Source organism: Planotetraspora thailandica (assembly GCF_016863335.1).
Lineage (GTDB): Bacteria > Actinomycetota > Actinomycetes > Streptosporangiales > Streptosporangiaceae > Planotetraspora > Planotetraspora thailandica.
Map to the genome: position 1 here is coordinate 28,689 of NZ_BOOR01000049.1, position 18,176 is coordinate 46,864.

Below are 18,176 nucleotides of genomic sequence, written 5' to 3' on the forward strand. Positions count from 1 at the left end.
GTGGGAACCCTCCGTGGCGGGGTTCCTGCTCCTGCGACCGCATCGGCTCCGGATCGCCATTATCCAACCTGAGCCAGGCTCGGCTCCACCCCGCTGCGGCCCGGCAGACCTCACCAGGTGCGGCTATAGACTTTCATCAGACTCTGAGTATGATGATTTATGTTTCAACTTCTTGATCGTTTCCGGAAAGGCATGTTCATGTACATCCCAACCTCCCCCGTCCCTGGAGAGTTCGCCGGGCGGCGAGCGCTCGTCACCGGTGGCTCCCGAGGAGTCGGGGCCGCTGTCGCACAGCGCCTGATCAGCGGTGGTGCCGCTGTTGTCACCAGCGCCAGGAGCTGGAGCGCCGAGACGCCTAAGGGCTCCACGTTCATCAGCGCGGACATCCGGACGGCCGAAAGTGCGCGCCAGTTGGTCGACGCCGCACTTGAGGCGCTTGGCGGACTGGACATCCTGGTGAACAACGCGGGGGCCGCTCGTGCGCACTTCGGTGCAATTCCCGACGGGGAGTGGGAGGACTCCCTCGCCATCAACTTCCTGTCCGCGGTGCGCGTGACAAACGCGGCTCTACCGGCGCTGCAGCAGGCTGACCGAGCCTCCATTGTCAACATCTCGACGGGCGTCGCCGCCAATCCGCCCGCGCCCATGCTCCATTACGGTGCGGCCAAGGCCGCACTGGTCAGTTGGTCGAAGGGCCTGGCCGCTCAGCTTGCCCCGGCCGGCGTCCGGGTCAACACCCTCACGCTCGGCACGGTTGAGACGCCCGGCGGGACCGAGCTGCTGCAGTCAGTGATGGAAGCAATGGGAGGCAGTGTGCAACAGGCATACGCTGCCGTTCCTCTCGGGCGCGCAGGCGACGCCCGAGACGTGGCCGAGGCCGTTGCGTTCCTCGTCTCCGACCGAGCGCAGTGGATCGCCGGGGCCGACCTCCATGCCACTGGCGGAGCCTGATCCCAAGCGCTTCGTTGGGGGAGAGCCCTCCCGAGGGCCCCTGGTGTGCGACGGCGCCCCGAGGCGCAGCTCCTCGGGGCGCCTAATTACACCTATATATAGAGGCTCACGACAGGCGGCCGCCCGGAGCGTCCGCGTACGAGACGAATCGGGCGGTCGTGTCCGGCTGTGGGCTGGTCCCATTCAAGAGGGCAGACTTCGTTTCTGGTTTTGTCGACTTCAGTGGCACTGAAATGGGTCGTTCAGGCGTCACAATGCCGTCTGTGGTTCCATTCGACGGCGCGGTTGCGTGCGCCTCGTCGGGCATCGACCAAGTGGAGGGGGCGACGTGACAGACCACGAGCAGCCTTGGGCGAGGCAGTTGCAGGACGCGGTAGGCGCCCTGCAGGAGGGCATCGCCGAGGCCGGCCGCATCCTCGCGGCGCAAGGCGCGATGTTCTGGGCGTACAGGGGCGACATCGCGCAGGTGGAGACTACTGTCGCAGGCATGTCGCCGGACCAGCTGCGGGAGGTGTCGGCCGCTGCCGCGCTGCTCGGCGCGGCCGCCGACCAGGAGCTTGGCCGCCGTGCCGGCTGACTCGGACAAGCAGGCCCGCGACCTGGAAGGCCGGTCGGAGGATCGCGCGGCGGGGCGCGGAGCTTTACCGGCGGCGGGTCATGGGACGTCGGTGAGACTGCTCCCGGCGGGCCATGATGAGGCCGAAGCCGATCAACCCTGCCACGGCGAGCAGTAGGGCAATGGCGAAGGTCTTGATCATGATCCCCCTCCGATTGGCGGGTAGTCGATTAGCTACCTTGCGTAGCTTAGCTATGCATGTCACTTGTGGGTGTCTCCGTACCGGAAGAGATCATTTAAGCGGCTGGAAGCTTTCCGGCGAGTTCCCTTTACGTGCTTGCCGCCGCATGACCATGACCTGTGGGCGGGAGCCGTTTTTGATCCGGTATTGAACGCAGCCGTTACCGATGGCTGAGGTGCCACCGGGTACCGTAAGGGCAAACCCATCGCAATCAGGCGAAGGTGCGCGTTATGGCGGCGCAAGAGAGCATTTCCGTTACGGACGTCCTGCGGACCTCCGTGGTCAGTGTGTCAGGGCGCCTCGATTTCTCAGCCGCGCCGGCGGTGCGCGAGGTCCTCAAGAACTTGATCGATGACGGCCGCACGGCGCTGGTCATAGACACATCCGCTCTCCAGTTCTGTGACATTGAGGGCTTGGAGGTCTTACTGGAGATCCGCCAGGATCTCGAGCGGGCCGGGGGCGCCCTGCGGCTGACCGGAGTCCACGGCAACCTGGAGCGCATGCTTGATTCAGGACGGCTGAGTCACCTGTTTGAAATCGATGAAACCACCGTCGAAGCTCTCTCCGAATTGATGTCGCGCTCGTAGCCATCGCGCCATCAATCGTCCCGCTCACACAGGGCTTCGACGGTTAGGCCCCGCGCCTTCGGGGAGCGGGGCCGTCTTCATGCTGTTCATACGTTCTGCGACACGAGTGCAATCCTGTCCCGCCGGTCAGGTGACCCCGCGGGCGTGCACCGCCGCCCCCGTCCCGGCTGAACGGGCCTTCGCGGCATGCACCACATCTGCCGCTGCCCCGGCCGGAGTTTCACGCGACCCACGTACCTTTGGGTAGACCCGAATGCCGGCGGTGGACCGGCCGACCTTGATACCGGCTCCTCGGCAGAGGCTGCCGGTGGCGGAGAGGATGTGATGACCACGCTGTTGCCGTCCAGCCCTTCGTGCGTATTGGTGCAGATGGAAGCACAGATCATCGACGATGGCCCCTCCTACCGCCGCATGCGCCGTCATTCTCTGGGGCCGGTTGCGATGGCCACGATCGAATCGGTGCCGCAAAGGGTGCGCGCGCTTCTCGATGAGGTTCCTGCCACGGCCGAGGAAGGTGTGCAACTTCACCTTGTTCACGCAGGTCGCCTCGCCGTTGAGCAAGGTCGCGGTGCCACGGTGGCGAGCGCGGGGCAGGCACTCTTCTACGACGCTGCGAGGCCATTCCGGTTTGTGTACCCGGACCCCTTTTCGGTGTCCATCGTGCAGATCCCCAAACGAGTTCTCGGGTTCGACTCATCTCGGCTGGCCGCGCTCGCAAGCCGTCCCGTGGGTGCCCGGTCGGGGATCGGGTTTGTGCTCGGAGCCCTCCTGTCTCGCACCGCTCACGTGGAGCAGGATCTCGACCCGGTTGGCCGTGAGGCGGTGGCGGCAGCCATCGTCGATGTGGTCGCACTGCTGGGCGACTCGCAGCTCGGGCGGACTTCACCTGCTGAACTGCATCAGCGCGGGCTCGCCGCTGCCGCCAATGAATACATGCGTTCGCACCTCGCCGACCCTTTGCTCGGGCCGGACATGATCGCGCGAGAGCTTGCTGTCTCCGTCAGGACGTTGCATGCGGTGTTCGAATCCGAACCCGACACTGTCGCCCGCACGATAGCGAAGCTGAGATTGGAAGCCGTCCGACGGAGCCTCGCCGACACGTCGTTCAGTCATCTTCCGGTGAGCGCGATCGCCCGCAGTTGGGGGTTCACGAGTAGCGCTCACTTCAGCAGGTCATTCCGGCGAACCTTCGGTATGTCGCCGACGGAATGGCGCAGAACCGCCCTCGGCGGGAGCCTGACTGATGAGTCGTAGCTCCGCGGGCTCGGTCCGCGCACGGTCTCATGACATCAGCGACGGGCGACTCGAAGCAGCGCCAGGGTCTCGTTCCGGACGCGGTGCGCTCGAAGCGGTGATCGACAGCTTCGTCGAGTCGATCTGGGTCGCCCGGCCCGGGATCTCGGACGCGGACGCACGACGGTTGTCGGCCACAGCCGATGCCCTCATCGCCGCCTGCCCCGAGGCCGCTCAACCAAGATCGCTGGGCCGCCCAAGCGAAGTGAGAGGCCGCGCGCACCGGTACGTCTCAACACATCTGCGAGATCCGGAGTTGAGCGTCACGGGTGTCGCCCGGCACCTCGGCATCAGCGTTCGCGCGCTACACCTGGCGTTTGCGAGCGAGCCGGAAACGATCGGCAACTTGATCCGGCGGCTCCGGCTCGAGCGCGCGCGTGACGATCTCCTGATCGAGCGGAGCGAGCGCGGACTTGTTGCAGTGGTGAGCCGGCGTTGGGGGTTCAGCGGTCCCGCGAGCTTCGCTCGCGCGTTCCGTCGAGAATTCGGCTGTTCGCCAGTCCAGTGGCGACGTTCGAAAGCCATCCTCGATCAGTAGACCGGGCTCATGCTCGCCCGTGGAAACGGCAGCGCGTCGCAGAAGACCTCCGCGACCTCGTGCAACCGTTCGGCAGGTGTTCCCAGACGACTGAGCTGGATCAGGCCCTGTGAGACCAGCAGGATGTTCGCGCTGAGCGCGGAGATTCTGTCTTCGCCGACATCGGCGATGTCTGGACCGGTCGCGCTGCGGAGGCGGTCGGCGATGCCTGCTTCCATCTGTTCCGTGGCCCGGGTGCTGATCGCCACGACCTCGGGCATGTGGTCCCCGAACTGCGCGATGCTATTGATCATCAGGCATCCCCGGCGATCGGGATGGGACGCGCAGTCAGCGATGATCGCTTTGAAGAGTGCGTGCACCGCCGACCGCACGGACCCCGGGGCCGACAGGATCACCTCTCGCACGAATTCGGTACGGCGTTCGCAGTATCGGTCGAAGACGGTCAGGAACAGCCTCATCTTGCTGCCGTAGGCGGCGTAGATGCTGCCGTTTCCAACCCCTGCCGCGGCTGAGACGTCTTCCACTGAAGTGCGGTCGAATCCTTTGGACCAGAACAGTTCCAGTGCGGCGTCGAGCAAGGCCGACTCGTCGAACCGTCTCGGACGTCCCATCTGGCCCACGCTACCAACAACGAAGGTTTACGAGCCATGCCGAATGGCCCGTCCATCGTTGACGGCGGTCGCCGATTGACCGTGAGCGCTGGGTCTCTGTGCAGTTCGTGCAGGGAGTTGATTGTGGAGGCGCGATTCCATAACCATGGGGGCGTGGCTCTTCCGTCCCTACGGCGGTCGCGGCGCGTACATCCAGTGCGGCGAACCCGCGCCGCCCGGCGAGTGCATATCCGTGCTGCGCCACAGCCCAAGACTTGAGCCAAGATCTCGAAAGAAAGGGATATCTGTGTCCGAAACTCCCACCATCGTGCTTGTGCACGGCGCCTTCGCCGACGGCGCCAGCTGGGCGCCTGTGACGCTGCGGCTGCTTGACCAGGGCTACAAGGTCCTCGTGCCACCCGTCTTCAACCGCAGCCTGTCCGGCGACTCGGCCTACATCAAGTCGTTCGTCGAGCAGATCGACGGGCCGGCCATCCTCGCCGGCCACTCTTACGGGGGCGCCGTCATCACGGTCGCCGGTGTCGCCGACAACGTGGTCGGGCTCGTCTACGTGTCCGGATACGCCCTCGAGGAGGGCGAGAGCCTGGGACAGCTGCAGGGCGGATTCCCCGACTCCGAGCTCGCGGCGAACCTCGTCTACTCCCCGTACCCCGTCGAGGGCGGCGAGCCCGGCACGGATGTGTCGGTGAACATCGACGCGTTTCCTGCCGTGTTCGCCGCCGGCGTCGAGCCGGACAAGGCGAAGGTGTTCGCGGCATCGCAGCGGCCTTTGTCGGCGATCGCGTTCGGAGAGCCCGCATCAGTGGCGGCGTGGAAGACCAAGCCGGGTTGGGGGATCGTCTCCGGCGCCGACCGTACGATCAATCCCGATGTCGAGCGCTTCGGTTACAAGCGGGCCGGGCTCCGGAAGGTGCTTGAGATCGATGCCCCTCACCTGGTGATGCAGACCCACCCGGCCGAGGTGGCGACGTTCATCACCGACGCGATCGCCGAACTCGGCTGACATCCAACCTGGCTCACAAGGAGCAAAGGCACGATCATGGCAGGAAACCCCTTGGGCATCTCGCTTGAGAAGGCGGCGCAGGAATTCGTCGATGCGCCCTCGGAGCCCCCGTTTCTCTACCAGCTCGCTCCGGAGGCGGGACGCAAGGCCGTCGACGGAGTGCAGGACAGCCCGATCTTCAAACCCGGGGTCGACGAGGAGTGGATCAGCTGCGCGAGGCGGGCGTTCCCGTCACGCAGGTTCGGTACGCGGCGATCATTCACGACTTCGTGATGGTCAATTCCATGCATGACACTCACGCGACCAAGGCCGCCGTCGCGCAGGCCGTCGCCGTACTCAAGGAAGCCCTGCACGGCTGACTCAGACGTCGGTGCCAGGTCGACACGGAAGGCCCTGGCAATCTGGACGGGCAGTGCCACTCGGGGGAGCAGTGGAAGCGGGAGCGGGATGCGATTCGGTCGGATGTTACGGGAGTTGCGGCAGGCTCGTGGCTTGACGCTCGAGGAGCTGGCTGAAGCGTCCGGTGTTTCAGGGCGAGCGATCGGTGACATGGAGCGGGGGCGGAGTCTGCGTCCGCATCGTGGAACGGTCGCCGCGCTCGCGCAGGGTCTGCAGTTGGACGAAGGGATGCGTGCCGAACTGCTGACGGCCGCCCGTGGCGCCCGTCCATGCGCGAAGCCCGTCGAATCCCTCAAGGCGTCACCCCACACGTTGCCCAGAGGCGTCCGGGACTTCGTCGGGCGTCACGCGGAATTGGCCAAGCTGCGCGCCCTCGTGCAGCCGCCGCCCGAGGACACTGCGGTGCAGGGCCAGGGAAGGATCGCCGTCGCACCACCGGTGGCGGTGCTGTTCGGTGCGCCCGGAAGCGGCAAGACGACCCTGGCGGTCCGGCTGGCCGAGGAATGCGCGCCGAGTCTCGCGGACGGGGCGTTCCTGCTGGACATGCGAGGCCTGGATGCGCAGCCACTCTCAGCGGAGGAGGCGGCGCTGCGTCTGCTGGGCGCATGGGGCGTCGCTGATCTTGAGGCGGCACGACTGAGCGCTGAGGAGCGCCTCACGCGCTATCACACGATCGCAGCCGGGCTCCGGACGGTCCTGATCCTGGACAATGCCGGCAGCGAGGCTCAGGTCAGACCCCTGCTGCCGCGTGAGGGGCGTCTGATGGTGGTGGTGACCAGTCGTCGGACCCTCGCCGGCTTGGAGGGAGTGCAGCGCGTAGAACTGAGTGCACTGACCCAGCAGGAGTCCGCCTCCTTGCTGCGTGCCGTCGTCGGCGCCGGCCGTGTGGACGCGGAGCCGGAAGCCGCACGCTCGGTGACCGAGTTGTGCGGGGGTCTTCCCCTGGCCTTGCGTGTGGCCGCCAACTGGGCCGCGACCCGTACGAACTGGAGTCTGCAACGACTCGCCGCCCGGCTCATTGACGAGGATCGCCGGCTGGACTCGCTCAGCGCCGGTGACGTGCGCGTCAACACGGCGTTCTCTCTGTCCTACTCGCGTCTCGCTCCTGAGGTCGCCCGGATGTTCCGGCTGTTGTCGCTGGTGCCGGGACAGGATTTCAGCGTGCCGCTGGCGGCCGTGCTCGCGGGCGTGTCCCTGCCTGCCGCGGAAGACGTCCTGGAGGAACTGCTGGAGGCGGGGCTGCTGATGACCTACGGCGAGGATCGCTACCGCTTCCACGATCTGCTGCGCCTGTATGCCAGGGCTCGCCACCGCTTGGAGGACGGCGAGGAGGAGTCGGCGGCCGCCAGTTCTCGGCTGCGTACATGGCTGCTCGACACGGCAATCGTCGCCGGTCGCTGGTATGAGCCGGGGTACGGTGCGCCGCCGCCGGACCCCTCTCGCTTGGTCGCTCTCGACGAGCGTGAGCAGGCGCTGCACTGGATCAAAGTGGAGAGTGACAACTGGTTGGCGGCTTTCCGCGAGGCCGCCAAGGGTGGCGAGCACGCCAAGGTCACCGAGGTCGCGGAAGCCATGCACTGGTTCTCCGACAACTGGGTGTCCTGGAGCCACTGGGTTGAGATCTACGAATGCGCCGCCCAGGCTGGAGCGGCCCTTGGCGACGCCGTACTGGAAGCCACCCACCGCAACTACCTCGCATGGGCCTATTGGAGCTGTGAACACCGCCTTGACGAGGCGATCGAGGCCGCTACGTGCGCACTCGACCTCGCCAGGGCCGCTGGGGACGTCGTCCAGCAAGCGTGGGCGCACTCCTATCTCGGCGGACTGCAGAACCGGGTCGACGACGTGTCACCCGCCGCGGACAACTATCGGCGAGCCATGCGACTGTTCGCCCAGGCCGACGAGATCAACGGATACCTCCAAGCCTGCAACGTGGCCATCGGCATCCTGGACAAGGCCGGCCGGGGGCACGAAGCCATCACGGTTTACCGGGAGGTGATGGACGCCCTCGCTGATCCGCGTAACCGCGACCGCATTCCGCCGAACGTACGGGACTTCACCGCCTTGATCGCCACGTATTACGTGTCGTTCGTCCATCTCAATCAAGCGAACTGGCCGGACGTGGTCGATGTTCTGCGTCCCATCCGCGGGCAGTTCGACGCCCGCGGATGGCACCAGCAGGCGGGCAAGGTCCATCTCAACCTGGCTCATGCGCTGGCCCACCTCGGTGAAGACGCCGAGGCCGCCATCGAGTACCACACAGTGCTCACGCTGGAAGGCCGCATCCCCTCGGTCACAGTGGAAAAGGCCCGCGCAGGCCTGGACGCCCTTGCCGCCGGCCGGCCGCCGTCGCCGATCCGGTTGTGAGTGGCGGGTGGCCCGGTCGAGGTGCGTCGGGGCCGGAAGGAGGACAGTGCTACTTCAATCGCTTCCAGTGGCGCGCCGTTCGCCGGACACGCTGTCCGCCTGCCAGTCACGAGGCGTCATGCCGTAAGCCGTGCGGAAGACGCGGCTGAAGTGGCTGGGACTCACGAAACCCCAGCGCCGGGCAATGGCCGCCACCCCCAGTTCCCTGGCCATGGGCCGGAGAAGGTCCCGGCGGCACCGCTCCAGCCGCTGCATCCGAATCCACCCGCCCAGCGTGACGCCCTCCATCTGGAACAACTGGTGCACGTAGCGGACCGATACGAAGTGCGCTTCGGCGATTTTGGCCGGTGACAAGTCGGGGTCGGAAAGGTTGCGCATGATGTGGTCCTTCACGCGTACAAGCGTGGCCGCACCAGTCTGCGGAGCCTTGGGAGCAGAGCGACCCCGCCGCTCTTCGATGAGCAGTTCCACCAGGTCGAGCGCAGTGGCGGCGACTCGACGGCCGACGGCGTCGTCGAAGCCCGCCGCTTCGTGCGCCACACGCGCCAGATAGGTGGCCACCAGTGCGGCGCTGCCCTCTTCGGCGGTGAAAGCCGTTGCAGTCAGCGCCCGAAGATCCTCGTCCCGCACGTGAAGCTCTTCGCGAGGGAAATGGAACGAGGTGAAACTGAATTCGCCGTCGAGCTTTTTCCTGAACAGGCGAGACGAATCGCTGATGGAGAATTCGCCTGGATTTATCAGGGATTCTCGCCCGTCCTGCTCCTTTAGCGCGGTGCCTCGGTGCTGAAGACTGAGGATGAGTGATGTCTGGCCGTCCTGGGAGATCAGTCGCCGGTTGCGCGTCACCACTTGCGGTCCCGCCTGGACTCGAGAGATCCGCAGGGGACCGAGCTGATCGCTGACGATCGTTCCAGGCGACGGCGCCTTCTCGAGGAGAGCCACATCCATTGGCATGAAGGTGCGAGACACCGCTTCGTGCCAGCGCTCCGCCCGGTCGGAGGCGGACAGAGGCGCGGTGGACAGGACGACGGACACCGAACTCCTCCACGGTCATCGGGATCGACCGGCGGTCGGAGCCGGTACCGAAATGACACAGTTTCGACGCCGGACAGTCCAGGAAGAATCGCAGGAAGATTTCACCCGCGGAACTTCCCCCGCCCTCAGCGCACCGATGCGCATCGGGGATGCCGCCGTCTTCTGTGCGCTGCTGGTGCAGCGGTGGTGCGCTGGCGGGCGATCACTGCCCGATCCGTGGTTTTAGCGTGAAGCGACGACATCGGAGCACGTCGCACGTGACCCGGGTCGCCTTGCCGGAAGGACCGGCGTAACAGCGAAACTCCAGGAGATTCATATGTCCGACTCCGTCACGCCCGTTCAGCCGGTGCTGGAGCCCGCGGCAGCCGCCTTCGCGGAGGCCACCGCCAACCCGCCGTACCTGTTCGACCTGCCCCCGGCGGAAGGGCGCAAGGCCGTCGACGAAGTGCAGTCCGGCGAGATCGAGAAGCCGGCGATCGACGAGGAGTGGATCACCATCTCGGGCGGCCCGACGGGCAGCGTCCGCGCCCGCATCGTCAGGCCCGCCGGCGCCGAGGGGACCCTGCCGGTGATCCTCTACATCCACGGCGCAGGCTGGGTTTTCGGCAACGCCCACACCCACGACCGCCTGGTGCGCGAACTCGCCGTCGGCGCAGGCGCCGCCGTGGTCTTCCCCGAGTACGACCTGTCGCCCGAGGTTCGCTACCCCGTCGCCATCGAGCAGAACTACGCGGTCGCCCAGTGGATCGTCCAGCAGGGCGCCCTCAAGGGGCTGGACGGCTCACGGCTGGCCGTGGCGGGAGACTCCGTCGGCGGCAACATGACCGCCGCGCTCACCCTGATGGCCAAGGAGCGCGGGGACGTTCCCCTGGTCCAGCAGGTGCTGTTCTACCCCGTCACCGACGCGAGCTTCGACACCGCTTCCTACCACCAGTTCGCTACCGGCTTCTTCCTGCGCCGTGACGGCATGCAGTGGTTCTGGGATCAGTACACGACGGACGAGGGCGAGCGCGCCCAGATCACCGCGTCTCCGCTGCGTGCCACCGTCGAGCAGCTCACCGGCCTGCCCCCGGCTCTGGTCATCACCGGCGAGGCCGACGTCCTGCGCGACGAGGGCGAGGCCTACGCCAACAAGCTCCGCAAGGCCGGCGTGCCCGTCACCGCTGTGCGCTTCCAGGCGATCATCCACGACTTTGTGATGCTCAACGCCCTGCGCGAGACCCATGCCGCGGAGGCCGCCATCACTCTGGCCGTCGGCACGCTGCGCGCCGCCCTTCACACCGCCTGAACGAGGAGAGAACCCAGCCGTGACCACCTCTACCCCCACCGTCGTTCTCGTCCATGGCGCGTTCGCGGACGCCGCCAGTTGGGCCGGGGTCATCACCGAGTTGCAGAGCCACGGCATTCCCGTCGTGGCCCCGCCCAACCCGCTGCGCGGACTGGCCTCCGACGCCGCGTACATCGCCTCCGTGGCCTCCCAGATCGACGGTCCCGTCGTGCTCGTCGGCCACTCGTACGGCGGTGCGGTCATCACCGTGGCCGGCGTCACGGAGAACGTCGTCGGGCTGGTCTACGTGGCCGCCTACGTCCTCGAAGAGGGCGAGAGCCTCGGCGAGCTTCAGGGCCGTTTCCCCGCCTCTCCGTTGGCCGCCAACCTGAAGGAGGCGACCTACCCCGTCGAGGGCGCCGATCCCGCAGCAGAGGTCGCCATCACCCAGGAAGCGTTCCCCACCGTCTTCGCCGCCGATGTGCCGGGGGAAGTCACGAAGGTCCTGGCGGTGACACAGCGTCCGCTCGCCGTCGCGGCCTTCTGGGAGACGGCTTCCGCGGTCGCGTGGAAGACCAAGCCCTCCTGGGCGCTCGTGTCCGGCGCGGACCAGGCGATCAACCCCGAGGTCGAGCGCTTCGGCGCGAAGCGGGCCGGGGCGACCATCGTGGAGCTCGGGGGTGCCTCGCACGCCGTCGCCGTCTCCCAGCCGAAGGAGGTCGCCGACCTGATTCGTGACGCGGTACACGCCACGAGCTGATCAGGCGGCACAGGCAACCGTCGGCGGGCCGTCTCCGGTGCCGACGGCCGACCCAACGTCCTTCGGTTCCGATCCACATCGCCCTCCTGGCGTGCCCGATCCCGTACTCGCACCGAAGTCGCATCGGCATTCGGTGACTTACTCATGTGGCCCATGACAGGGCCACCGAAAGGACCTTTCGTCATGCGATTCCGAGGAACACGGCTGCGCAAGTCTCGCGTGCTGGCCGCCGCATCGGCCCTGGCCGTCACCGGGGTGCTGGTGTCGGCCACCCAGGTGGTCGCGCAGGCCACCACCACCGCGAAAGACCGCGGTCCCAAGCCGACGATCGTGCTCGTACACGGTGCGTGGGCGGACGCGTCGAGCTGGAACGCGGTGATCAGCCGCCTCCAGCACGACGGTTACACCGTCGCCGCCCCGCCCAACCCGCTGCGCGGCGTCGGCTACGACGCGCAGACCCTGAAGAACTATCTGGCCACCATTCAGGGCCCGGTCGTCCTGGTGGGCCACTCCTACGGCGGCATGGTCATCACCAACGCCGCCGTGGGCAACCCCAATGTCAAGGCCTTGGTCTACGACAACGCCTACATCCCCGCCAAGGGCGAGACCGTGTTCCAGATCAACGCCGCCAAGCCCGGTTCGTGCGTCACCGCCGACCCGTCGACGTTCCTGAACCTGGTGCAGTACCCCGGCTCTCCCCAGGGCGACTACGACGCCTACCTCAAGGTCGCGCCCAACGGCACCTACCAGGGGTTCGCGGACTGCTTCGCCAACGGTGTCCCGAGCGCCCAAGCCCGTCTCCTGGCGGCCGGCCAGCGCCCCTTCGCCGTCAGCGCCGGATCCGAACCCTCCGGCACACCCGCGTGGCAGACCATCCCCTCCTGGGCCGTCGTCGGAACCGCCGACCATGTCATTCCCGCAGCCGAGCAGTCGGCCATGGCCGTCCGAGCGGGCGCTCACATCACCAAGGTCGACGCCGGTCACCTGTCCCTCATCACCCGGCCCGGCGTGGTGACCGACGTCATCCTCGACGCCGCCCGAGCGGCCGTCCGCTCCTGACAGGGGTCGCCTCTGACCTGCACGACGCGGCCGCCGGAGGCGCTCACACGCTGTTCCCTTTCGGGGCCGGAGGCCGCTCAGACCGGCCTCCGGCCCCGAGGCACCCCGAGCCGAACCGCATACGACGACGCTGTCCACGGCCGACAAGAACGGAAGGCCATCTGCGCGTGTGTTGATCTGTAAAGATGCCGACGGCTCCGGGCGCTGGTACTTCGATTCCAGCTTGCCCAGCCGCAAGGGGCACGAATTGGCAGCCAACTCGCACGCGGCGAGCATCCGACCGGGCCAAGTGGCGGCGTACGCAGCTAGGCGATCAATGGCAAGGCCCGGGTTGAATCACCCGGGCGCTTTGACGTGCCTGTGGCGCTTCAGGCGAGGGCATCACCAAGCTTGCCCAGGGCGTTGTGCTTGTCCTCGAGAGACGTGAGCGTAGATGGTCATGGTCACCTCGCTCGGCCCGGAAGCCGTCCTACCGTCTCGCGATCACCGTCCGGTGATGACCGCGATGGCCCCCTGACCTCGGCATACGGACATCAGCGGAAGCGCGCGGACACCTCCGAGCGGCCGACATGAGGGCTCGTAATGCGCAGGACGTCCTCCCGCTTACGTTCCAACTCTCGGTCTGCCATCGGATCAACGCTCGGTCTGCGAGGAGTCGTCTGGGGTGCATATGGCGATGGTGCTTACGGTGCCATTGCCCCAGACAGTGGTGTTCATCATCGTCCGCCCGTCCAGGGACGCCACCGTGAACTCCGGCACGAAGCGCGTCGTGAACAGCCCCGCCATTGCGCTTCGCAGCAGATCTACTTCACTCGCGACGAAATCCCAGTCATCGAGGAGGCGTACCTGAACCCATGCGTTGTCATCGTACCCATCGTCCGTTTCGTAGTATCTCGCGTAGCAGGCTCCGAGCAGGAACTCGCGGTTCTCATTGAAGAGCCCGTATTCGGTTGCCATTCGGAACCAGCTCGCATGGACCTTGTCAGGCATGTCCGGAGCATCGACATCGGCTATCTCGTCCGGGCGGGAATCGAATCGGCCGTGCTCGGGGCCTGCGCTCGCGGGTGAGTATCCCGTTGGCAGCGGAGGCAACCGGACATCCTCCTGGTTCCACCGCTTGACGAAGTTCAGGCCGGCGGGTGCGAGCTTAGCGGCCAGATCGGCGTCGGTGAGCGTCACAGCCGTACGATAGCCCTCAGTTGGATCTTGCGTCCGCTGCTGATTGCCAGGATGACGGTCCGTCATGCGATGAAAGAGCCTTTGAGCAAAGCTGATCCATACCGTCCATGTGAGGGGCGCATCCGCACTCGGCACTGGGACCGCGGCTGAGGTGACAGCAGCACTGAGCAACGTTCCCGCACGCCGACACATTCGCGCCACCCCGCGCTCGCGCCTGACCACGTCCTCGACCACCCGAACAGGGTGATCGCTCCGCCTGAAGAGTGGAAGGTCGGCAGTTCGACCCTGCCCCTGACCACAGCACCTGAGCAACCCGAACGGCCCGAGCCGATCACGGCCAGGGAGTCTTTTGGTCTCTAGTGACGACAACGCTGACGACAACAGGGTTGGCAGCCGTGCCAAAGGTGCTGCGAATATTGAGGAGTGAGCCGCACCGATAACACGATGCCGCTACGTATCCAGGAGCAGGACGGCCGGCGCTTCAGGCGTGACATCGGTGGGTCCTACAAGGGCATCGGCGTGGACACGAACATCGCCGAGCGCAAAGCCCGACAGCGCGTCCGACTCGCGCTCCTACAGGGTGAGGAGCCGGAGCCGACGAAGCATCGCCACAGTGAAAAGTGGCTCTATTGACCACCAATGACAGAAGCGCCCCGGAAGCCCGGAGCGCTTCTCAGTGAAAGGCAAGATCAGCCTAGGTTGCTGAGGGCCGCACACTTCGCGTCAAGCGAGGTATGGGCGTAGATCGTCATGGTGACCTCGATATTCGAATGTCCAACGATCTCGTGGACGACGTGGGGGGGTCTTCAAGTCGCCGCCCCGCCGCACAACCGGTCGCCGGCACAGACGCGACGGCAGTTGCTGGCATTCTAGGATCACCGACCGATTTAAGACTTACTCGTTCAGCTGATCGGTGCTTCCGCCGACGGCCGGGTGAGCACAAGGGTTGCAGCGCGGTGAAGTCGGAATCCCAGGGATTCGTACAGCCGGAAGGCGTTCATGTTGGACGCGACCACATGCAGAAACGGTGTCTCGCCGCGTTCCCGGATGCCGGCCGCGACAGCCAGCACCAGCCGGGTCCCCAACCCCTGTCCGCGCCAGTCCGCATCCGTACAGACTCCGCTGATCTCCGTCCAACCCGGAAGGCGCAGTCGTTCACCGGCCATCGCCACCAGACGCCCGCGCCGGCGGATACCCAGATAGGTGCCCATCTCGATCGTGCGCGGCAGGAACGGTCCCGGCTTGGTGCGTTCGGTCAGAGCAAGCATCTCCGGAACGTCCGCCTGGGTAAGGGGGAGGGCCTCCTCATCCGGCACGGCGGCGATCCCGTCGTCGACGAGTTGCAGTACGGCGCCTCGCGTCACGACCTCCCAGCCATCCGGCGGCTCGACCGTGAGGCCGGTCAGCGTGGCTCCTCCACTGGGACCGGCGAGTGCTGCGATGTCCGCCCAGTCGGCGTCGTCGGGGGAGTCCGGCAGCGCCATGAACGGTGACACGTCCAACGGGTAGCGCAATGCGTTGCCCCGTCGCTGCGCGAAGTGGGCGTGCGGCCCGGTCAGCGCCGAGTAGACAGAATTGTCCAGCGGATGTGACTGTCCGATCGGAAAACCAGCCGAGTTTCTTACCATGGCTCACACCACCCAAGATCCACCCCGTCTGGCTCCTCGACGACTACCAATTGATTTCGGCCATCAGGAAGGGCTCGCTCTCCGGGGCCTCTTTGCGGGCTTGCAGAACCCGCTTGGCGGGTGCACCGACCGGCACGCGCAGCGGAGGTTCGGGCTCCTCGATCGTGTCGGCCACCGCGGCGGCCACCTCCTCTGGGGTGATGGACTCACCACGGAGGACACCGAGCGCCTCATACAGCGGGGTGTACGGGTCGTTCTCCTTCAGGAACACCTTGGCGCGCCCAGCGCCGCCCGAGGAGACCACACCGGGCTGCACCACACTCACCTTGATACCGAAGTGACCCGTCTCGATGGCGAGTGTCTCTGCGAGCGCCTCCAGCGCCCACTTGCTGGCGCCGTAAGGGCCGATCATCGGCAGCACCAGCCGCCCCTGGATGCTGGAGACGAAGACGAGGCGGCCCGCTCCTCTTTCGCGCATCGCCGGAAGCACGCCTTGCGCCACCCGCAGCGCACCCAAGGTGTTGAGCTGAAAGAGCCGTTCGACCTCCGAGAGCGGGACGCTCTCCAAAGGCGCGCGCACCGTCTCGCCGGCATTGCTCACCACGACATCGATGTCGCCGGCGTCCTGAATGGCCTGGTCGACGCTTTCCTGAACAGTGACATCAAGGCGCAGGCGCTGGTCGACAGGCAGGTCGGCCAGCGTTTCCGGACGACGTGCGGTGGCGATCACCCGGTGGCCTCGGCCTGACAGTTCGATGGCGATAGCCCGGCCGATGCCTTTGGAGGCGCCGGTGATGAGCACAGACGACATGATGGATCTCCTCATCATGAGTTGGTGATTCGAGCGGGCCCCGCAGCGAACAGGTTGCGCCGTTGCGTGGCCACTTTGGCGCCGATGATGAACGCGCTGCCGACGCTCCGTCGGGCGGCCCGGATGAGGCAATCCGTTCCTCATGCCGGCTCGGCCCGGTGGTCTACGCGGCGCGGTGGATTCGGGTCAAGACTGACCGACCCGAACGAGAAGCTTGCCCGTGTTCGTGCCGTCGAAGAGCGTGTGAAGCGCCGCTGGGGCTGCAGTCAGTCCCTCGACCACGTGCTCCCGGCTGCGCAGTTCGCCGTTGCGCAGGCGGGGGAGGAGATCGGCTTCGATCTCGTCGAAGCGGGCCTCGTGGTCCATGTAGATGAAACCTTCCATCCGGACCCTGTTGACCAACAGGTGAAACCAGTTGTCCAGAGGAACAGGACCATGTCCGCTCTCATGCCGGGAGATCGCACCGCACAGGACGACCCGGGCATTGACTGCCACGTGCGGGAGTAGCGCGTCGAGCATCGCCCCACCGACGTTGTCGAAGATGACGTCGATCCCGTCGGGACACAACCGTGAGCACGCCGCGGACACGTCGTCTTCCCGGTAGTTGATGCAGTCGTCGGCGCCGATTTCCCGCACCCAGTCACACTTGGCCGGCGTTCCGGCGACGCCGATCACCCGTGCGCCGGCGGCGGCCGCCAGCTGGACGGCGATGGAACCTACGCCGCCGGCCGCCGCGGTGACGACGACCGTCTCGCCCTTCCGCGGCCGTCCGATGTCGTGCAACCCCAGCCAGGCGGTCTGTCCGGCGATGCCCAAGACGTTCAGGGAGGCGTTCAGCGGCACGCCTTCGGGCACCCGCCGCAGGATCGAGCCGTCCACCACGGCATCCTCCTGCCAGCCGAGCAATCCGCATACCTGTTCCCCGACCGCGAAATCCGGGTGCTCCGATGCGCTCACCGTGCCCGCTCCCAATGCGCGCATGGTCTCGCCTAGCGGTGACGGTGGAAGGGAACTCGGGGTGTCGTTCATCCAGCTTCGGGTGGCGGGGTCCAGCGACATCCACTCGACCTTCACCAGAACCTGTCCTGCTTCGAGCTGCGGCACGGGGACGTCGTCCTCGTAGCGCAGGACGCCTTCCTGCAGTGGCCCGGTGGGCGCGACGGGGCGCTCCGCGAGAACGTAACGGCGGGTTCGCTTCAGAGTTTCGGACATGGATACCTCTTTTGGACAGCCGGCTAAACGTCCGCCGCCGTGTCAGAGGGCGGCTTCGACGATGGGACGGATGACGATCTCGTTGACGTCGATGGAGGCGGGCTGCTCGATCGCGTAGGCGATGGCGTCCGCCACGGCGTCCGCGGGCATGTTGAGCTTGTCCGCCAAGGTGCGCACCCAGGCCATGGTGTCGGGATCGCCGCCCAGGGTGTTCAACTCGGTTTCGGTGAACGACGGACTGATCACGGTGACCCTGATGTCCTGTTGCTCCTTACGGAGCCCGTCGGCCAGCGCGCGGACCGCGAACTTCGTGGCGCTGTAGACGGCGGAGTTGGGTACGACGTCGTGGCCGAGGGTGGAGGACACATTGATCACGTGGCCCGACCCTTGCGCGCGCATCAGGGGGAGCGCGGCAGCGATGCCGTGCAGGGTGCCGCGGAGGTTGACGTCGATCATCTGGTTCCACTCCTCGACGCGCAGCGCGTCGAGGCGCGACAGGGGCATCACGCCGGCGTTGTTGACGAGGACGTCGATGCGCCCATGGCGGCGGTGGGCCGACTGGACGAAGGAGTCGACGCTGTCCGCGCTGGTCACGTCGAGGGCCGCGTGCTCGGCGGAGCCGCCGTCCTTCCGGATGTCGGCGACCAGGGCGGCGAGCCGGTCGGTGCGGCGGGCGCCG

Annotated in this window: 19 protein-coding genes and 1 pseudogene; 13 read left to right on the forward strand and 7 right to left on the reverse strand. The window is 66.5% G+C overall.

The window, feature by feature from the left end:
• Positions 1–159: 159 nt before the first annotated feature.
• The 5 genes from Pth03_RS28090 (at position 160) to Pth03_RS28110 (ending at position 4,166) form a co-directional block, all read left to right on the forward strand.
• Positions 160–951, forward strand: coding sequence for an oxidoreductase (locus Pth03_RS28090; RefSeq protein ID WP_203947418.1), 792 nt, complete (start codon positions 160–162; stop codon positions 949–951).
• A 328-nt stretch (positions 952–1,279) separates the two neighbouring features.
• Entirely contained in the window at positions 1,280–1,528 is a 249-nt protein-coding gene (locus tag Pth03_RS28095) for a hypothetical protein (RefSeq protein ID WP_203947419.1), read from the forward strand.
• 450 nt (positions 1,529–1,978) lie between these two features.
• Complete coding sequence (locus Pth03_RS28100; protein WP_203947420.1) at positions 1,979–2,335, forward strand: STAS domain-containing protein; 357 nt, start codon at positions 1,979–1,981, stop codon at positions 2,333–2,335.
• 324 nt (positions 2,336–2,659) lie between these two features.
• Positions 2,660–3,589, forward strand: a complete 930-nt coding sequence (locus Pth03_RS28105) for an AraC family transcriptional regulator (protein ID WP_203947421.1) — start codon at positions 2,660–2,662, stop codon at positions 3,587–3,589.
• 97 nt (positions 3,590–3,686) lie between these two features.
• A complete protein-coding gene (locus Pth03_RS28110; protein WP_203947422.1) occupies positions 3,687–4,166 on the forward strand; it encodes a helix-turn-helix transcriptional regulator in 480 nt (159 codons plus the stop codon).
• Here the strand turns inward: Pth03_RS28110 and Pth03_RS28115 are convergent.
• Positions 4,160–4,744, reverse strand: a complete 585-nt coding sequence (locus tag Pth03_RS28115; protein WP_203947423.1) for a TetR/AcrR family transcriptional regulator — start codon at positions 4,742–4,744, stop codon at positions 4,160–4,162. The two genes, Pth03_RS28110 and Pth03_RS28115, sit on opposite strands and share 7 nt — an antisense overlap.
• Before the next feature lie 319 nt (positions 4,745–5,063).
• On the opposite strand from Pth03_RS28115, the gene Pth03_RS28120 reads away from it, so the two are divergent.
• The 3 genes from Pth03_RS28120 to Pth03_RS28130 all read left to right on the forward strand — a co-directional run bounded on the left by Pth03_RS28120 (position 5,064) and on the right by Pth03_RS28130 (position 8,546).
• Positions 5,064–5,780 (forward strand): alpha/beta fold hydrolase, encoded by a 717-nt coding sequence (locus tag Pth03_RS28120; RefSeq protein ID WP_203947424.1) that lies wholly within the window; start codon positions 5,064–5,066, stop codon positions 5,778–5,780.
• A 36-nt stretch (positions 5,781–5,816) separates the two neighbouring features.
• Positions 5,817–6,053 carry a hypothetical protein gene (locus Pth03_RS28125; protein ID WP_203947425.1) on the forward strand — a complete coding sequence of 79 codons (237 nt, stop codon included), beginning with the start codon at positions 5,817–5,819 and terminating at the stop codon, positions 6,051–6,053.
• 189 nt (positions 6,054–6,242) lie between these two features.
• A complete protein-coding gene (locus tag Pth03_RS28130) occupies positions 6,243–8,546 on the forward strand; it encodes an XRE family transcriptional regulator (RefSeq protein WP_203947426.1) in 2,304 nt (767 codons plus the stop codon).
• 54 nt (positions 8,547–8,600) lie between these two features.
• Here the strand turns inward: Pth03_RS28130 and Pth03_RS28135 are convergent, their stop codons facing one another.
• Complete coding sequence (locus tag Pth03_RS28135) at positions 8,601–9,581, reverse strand: AraC-like ligand-binding domain-containing protein (protein WP_203947427.1); 981 nt, start codon at positions 9,579–9,581, stop codon at positions 8,601–8,603.
• A gap of 316 nt (positions 9,582–9,897) precedes the next feature.
• On the opposite strand from Pth03_RS28135, the gene Pth03_RS28140 reads away from it, so the two are divergent.
• From Pth03_RS28140 to Pth03_RS42615, 4 genes and pseudogenes are all read left to right on the forward strand, one after another.
• Positions 9,898–10,869, forward strand: coding sequence for an alpha/beta hydrolase (locus Pth03_RS28140; protein ID WP_203947428.1), 972 nt, complete (start codon positions 9,898–9,900; stop codon positions 10,867–10,869).
• 19 nt (positions 10,870–10,888) lie between these two features.
• Entirely contained in the window at positions 10,889–11,608 is a 720-nt protein-coding gene (locus Pth03_RS28145) for an alpha/beta fold hydrolase (RefSeq protein WP_239119427.1), read from the forward strand.
• 183 nt (positions 11,609–11,791) lie between these two features.
• Positions 11,792–12,667 (forward strand): alpha/beta fold hydrolase, encoded by an 876-nt coding sequence (locus Pth03_RS28150; RefSeq protein ID WP_203947430.1) that lies wholly within the window; start codon positions 11,792–11,794, stop codon positions 12,665–12,667.
• Positions 12,668–12,788: 121 nt separating this feature from the next.
• A pseudogene (locus Pth03_RS42615) lies at positions 12,789–13,094 on the forward strand (hypothetical protein); the annotation flags it as partial.
• Between the two features lie 206 nt (positions 13,095–13,300).
• Here the strand turns inward: Pth03_RS42615 and Pth03_RS28160 are convergent.
• Positions 13,301–13,846 carry a hypothetical protein gene (locus tag Pth03_RS28160; protein ID WP_203947431.1) on the reverse strand — a complete coding sequence of 182 codons (546 nt, stop codon included), beginning with the start codon at positions 13,844–13,846 and terminating at the stop codon, positions 13,301–13,303.
• A 423-nt stretch (positions 13,847–14,269) separates the two neighbouring features.
• Here Pth03_RS28160 and Pth03_RS28165 point away from each other — a divergent pair, with 423 nt between their 5' ends.
• Positions 14,270–14,479, forward strand: coding sequence for a hypothetical protein (locus tag Pth03_RS28165; RefSeq protein ID WP_203947432.1), 210 nt, complete (start codon positions 14,270–14,272; stop codon positions 14,477–14,479).
• Between the two features lie 269 nt (positions 14,480–14,748).
• Here Pth03_RS28165 and Pth03_RS28170 read toward each other — a convergent pair whose 3' ends face one another.
• From Pth03_RS28170 to Pth03_RS28185, 4 genes are all read right to left on the reverse strand, one after another.
• Positions 14,749–15,330 (reverse strand): GNAT family N-acetyltransferase, encoded by a 582-nt coding sequence (locus Pth03_RS28170; RefSeq protein WP_239119428.1) that lies wholly within the window; start codon positions 15,328–15,330, stop codon positions 14,749–14,751.
• A 187-nt stretch (positions 15,331–15,517) separates the two neighbouring features.
• Positions 15,518–16,285, reverse strand: a complete 768-nt coding sequence (locus Pth03_RS28175) for an SDR family oxidoreductase (protein ID WP_203947434.1) — start codon at positions 16,283–16,285, stop codon at positions 15,518–15,520.
• Between the two features lie 186 nt (positions 16,286–16,471).
• Positions 16,472–17,497, reverse strand: a complete 1,026-nt coding sequence (locus Pth03_RS28180) for an NADP-dependent oxidoreductase (RefSeq protein ID WP_203947435.1) — start codon at positions 17,495–17,497, stop codon at positions 16,472–16,474.
• 42 nt (positions 17,498–17,539) lie between these two features.
• Positions 17,540–18,176, reverse strand: a 637-nt coding sequence (locus Pth03_RS28185) for an SDR family oxidoreductase (RefSeq protein ID WP_203947436.1), incomplete at its 5' end; no start/stop codon positions are given.

What these genes read in the sequence shown, in the direction of transcription:
- Pth03_RS28180 (WP_203947435.1), bottom strand. Translation starts at nt 17,497, where the DNA reads ATGTCCGAAACTCTGAAGCGAACCCGCCGTTACGTTCTCGCGGAGCGC.
- Pth03_RS28100 (WP_203947420.1), top strand. Translation starts at nt 1,979, where the DNA reads ATGGCGGCGCAAGAGAGCATTTCCGTTACGGACGTCCTGCGGACCTCC.
- Pth03_RS28170 (WP_239119428.1), bottom strand. Translation starts at nt 15,330, where the DNA reads ATGGCGCTGCCGGACTCCCCCGACGACGCCGACTGGGCGGACATCGCA.
- Pth03_RS28140 (WP_203947428.1), top strand. Translation starts at nt 9,898, where the DNA reads ATGTCCGACTCCGTCACGCCCGTTCAGCCGGTGCTGGAGCCCGCGGCA.
- Pth03_RS28150 (WP_203947430.1), top strand. Translation starts at nt 11,792, where the DNA reads ATGCGATTCCGAGGAACACGGCTGCGCAAGTCTCGCGTGCTGGCCGCC.
- Pth03_RS28175 (WP_203947434.1), bottom strand. Translation starts at nt 16,285, where the DNA reads ATGTCGTCTGTGCTCATCACCGGCGCCTCCAAAGGCATCGGCCGGGCT.
- Pth03_RS28125 (WP_203947425.1), top strand. Translation starts at nt 5,817, where the DNA reads ATGGCAGGAAACCCCTTGGGCATCTCGCTTGAGAAGGCGGCGCAGGAA.
- Pth03_RS28090 (WP_203947418.1), top strand. Translation starts at nt 160, where the DNA reads ATGTTTCAACTTCTTGATCGTTTCCGGAAAGGCATGTTCATGTACATC.
- Pth03_RS28105 (WP_203947421.1), top strand. Translation starts at nt 2,660, where the DNA reads ATGACCACGCTGTTGCCGTCCAGCCCTTCGTGCGTATTGGTGCAGATG.
- Pth03_RS28130 (WP_203947426.1), top strand. Translation starts at nt 6,243, where the DNA reads ATGTTACGGGAGTTGCGGCAGGCTCGTGGCTTGACGCTCGAGGAGCTG.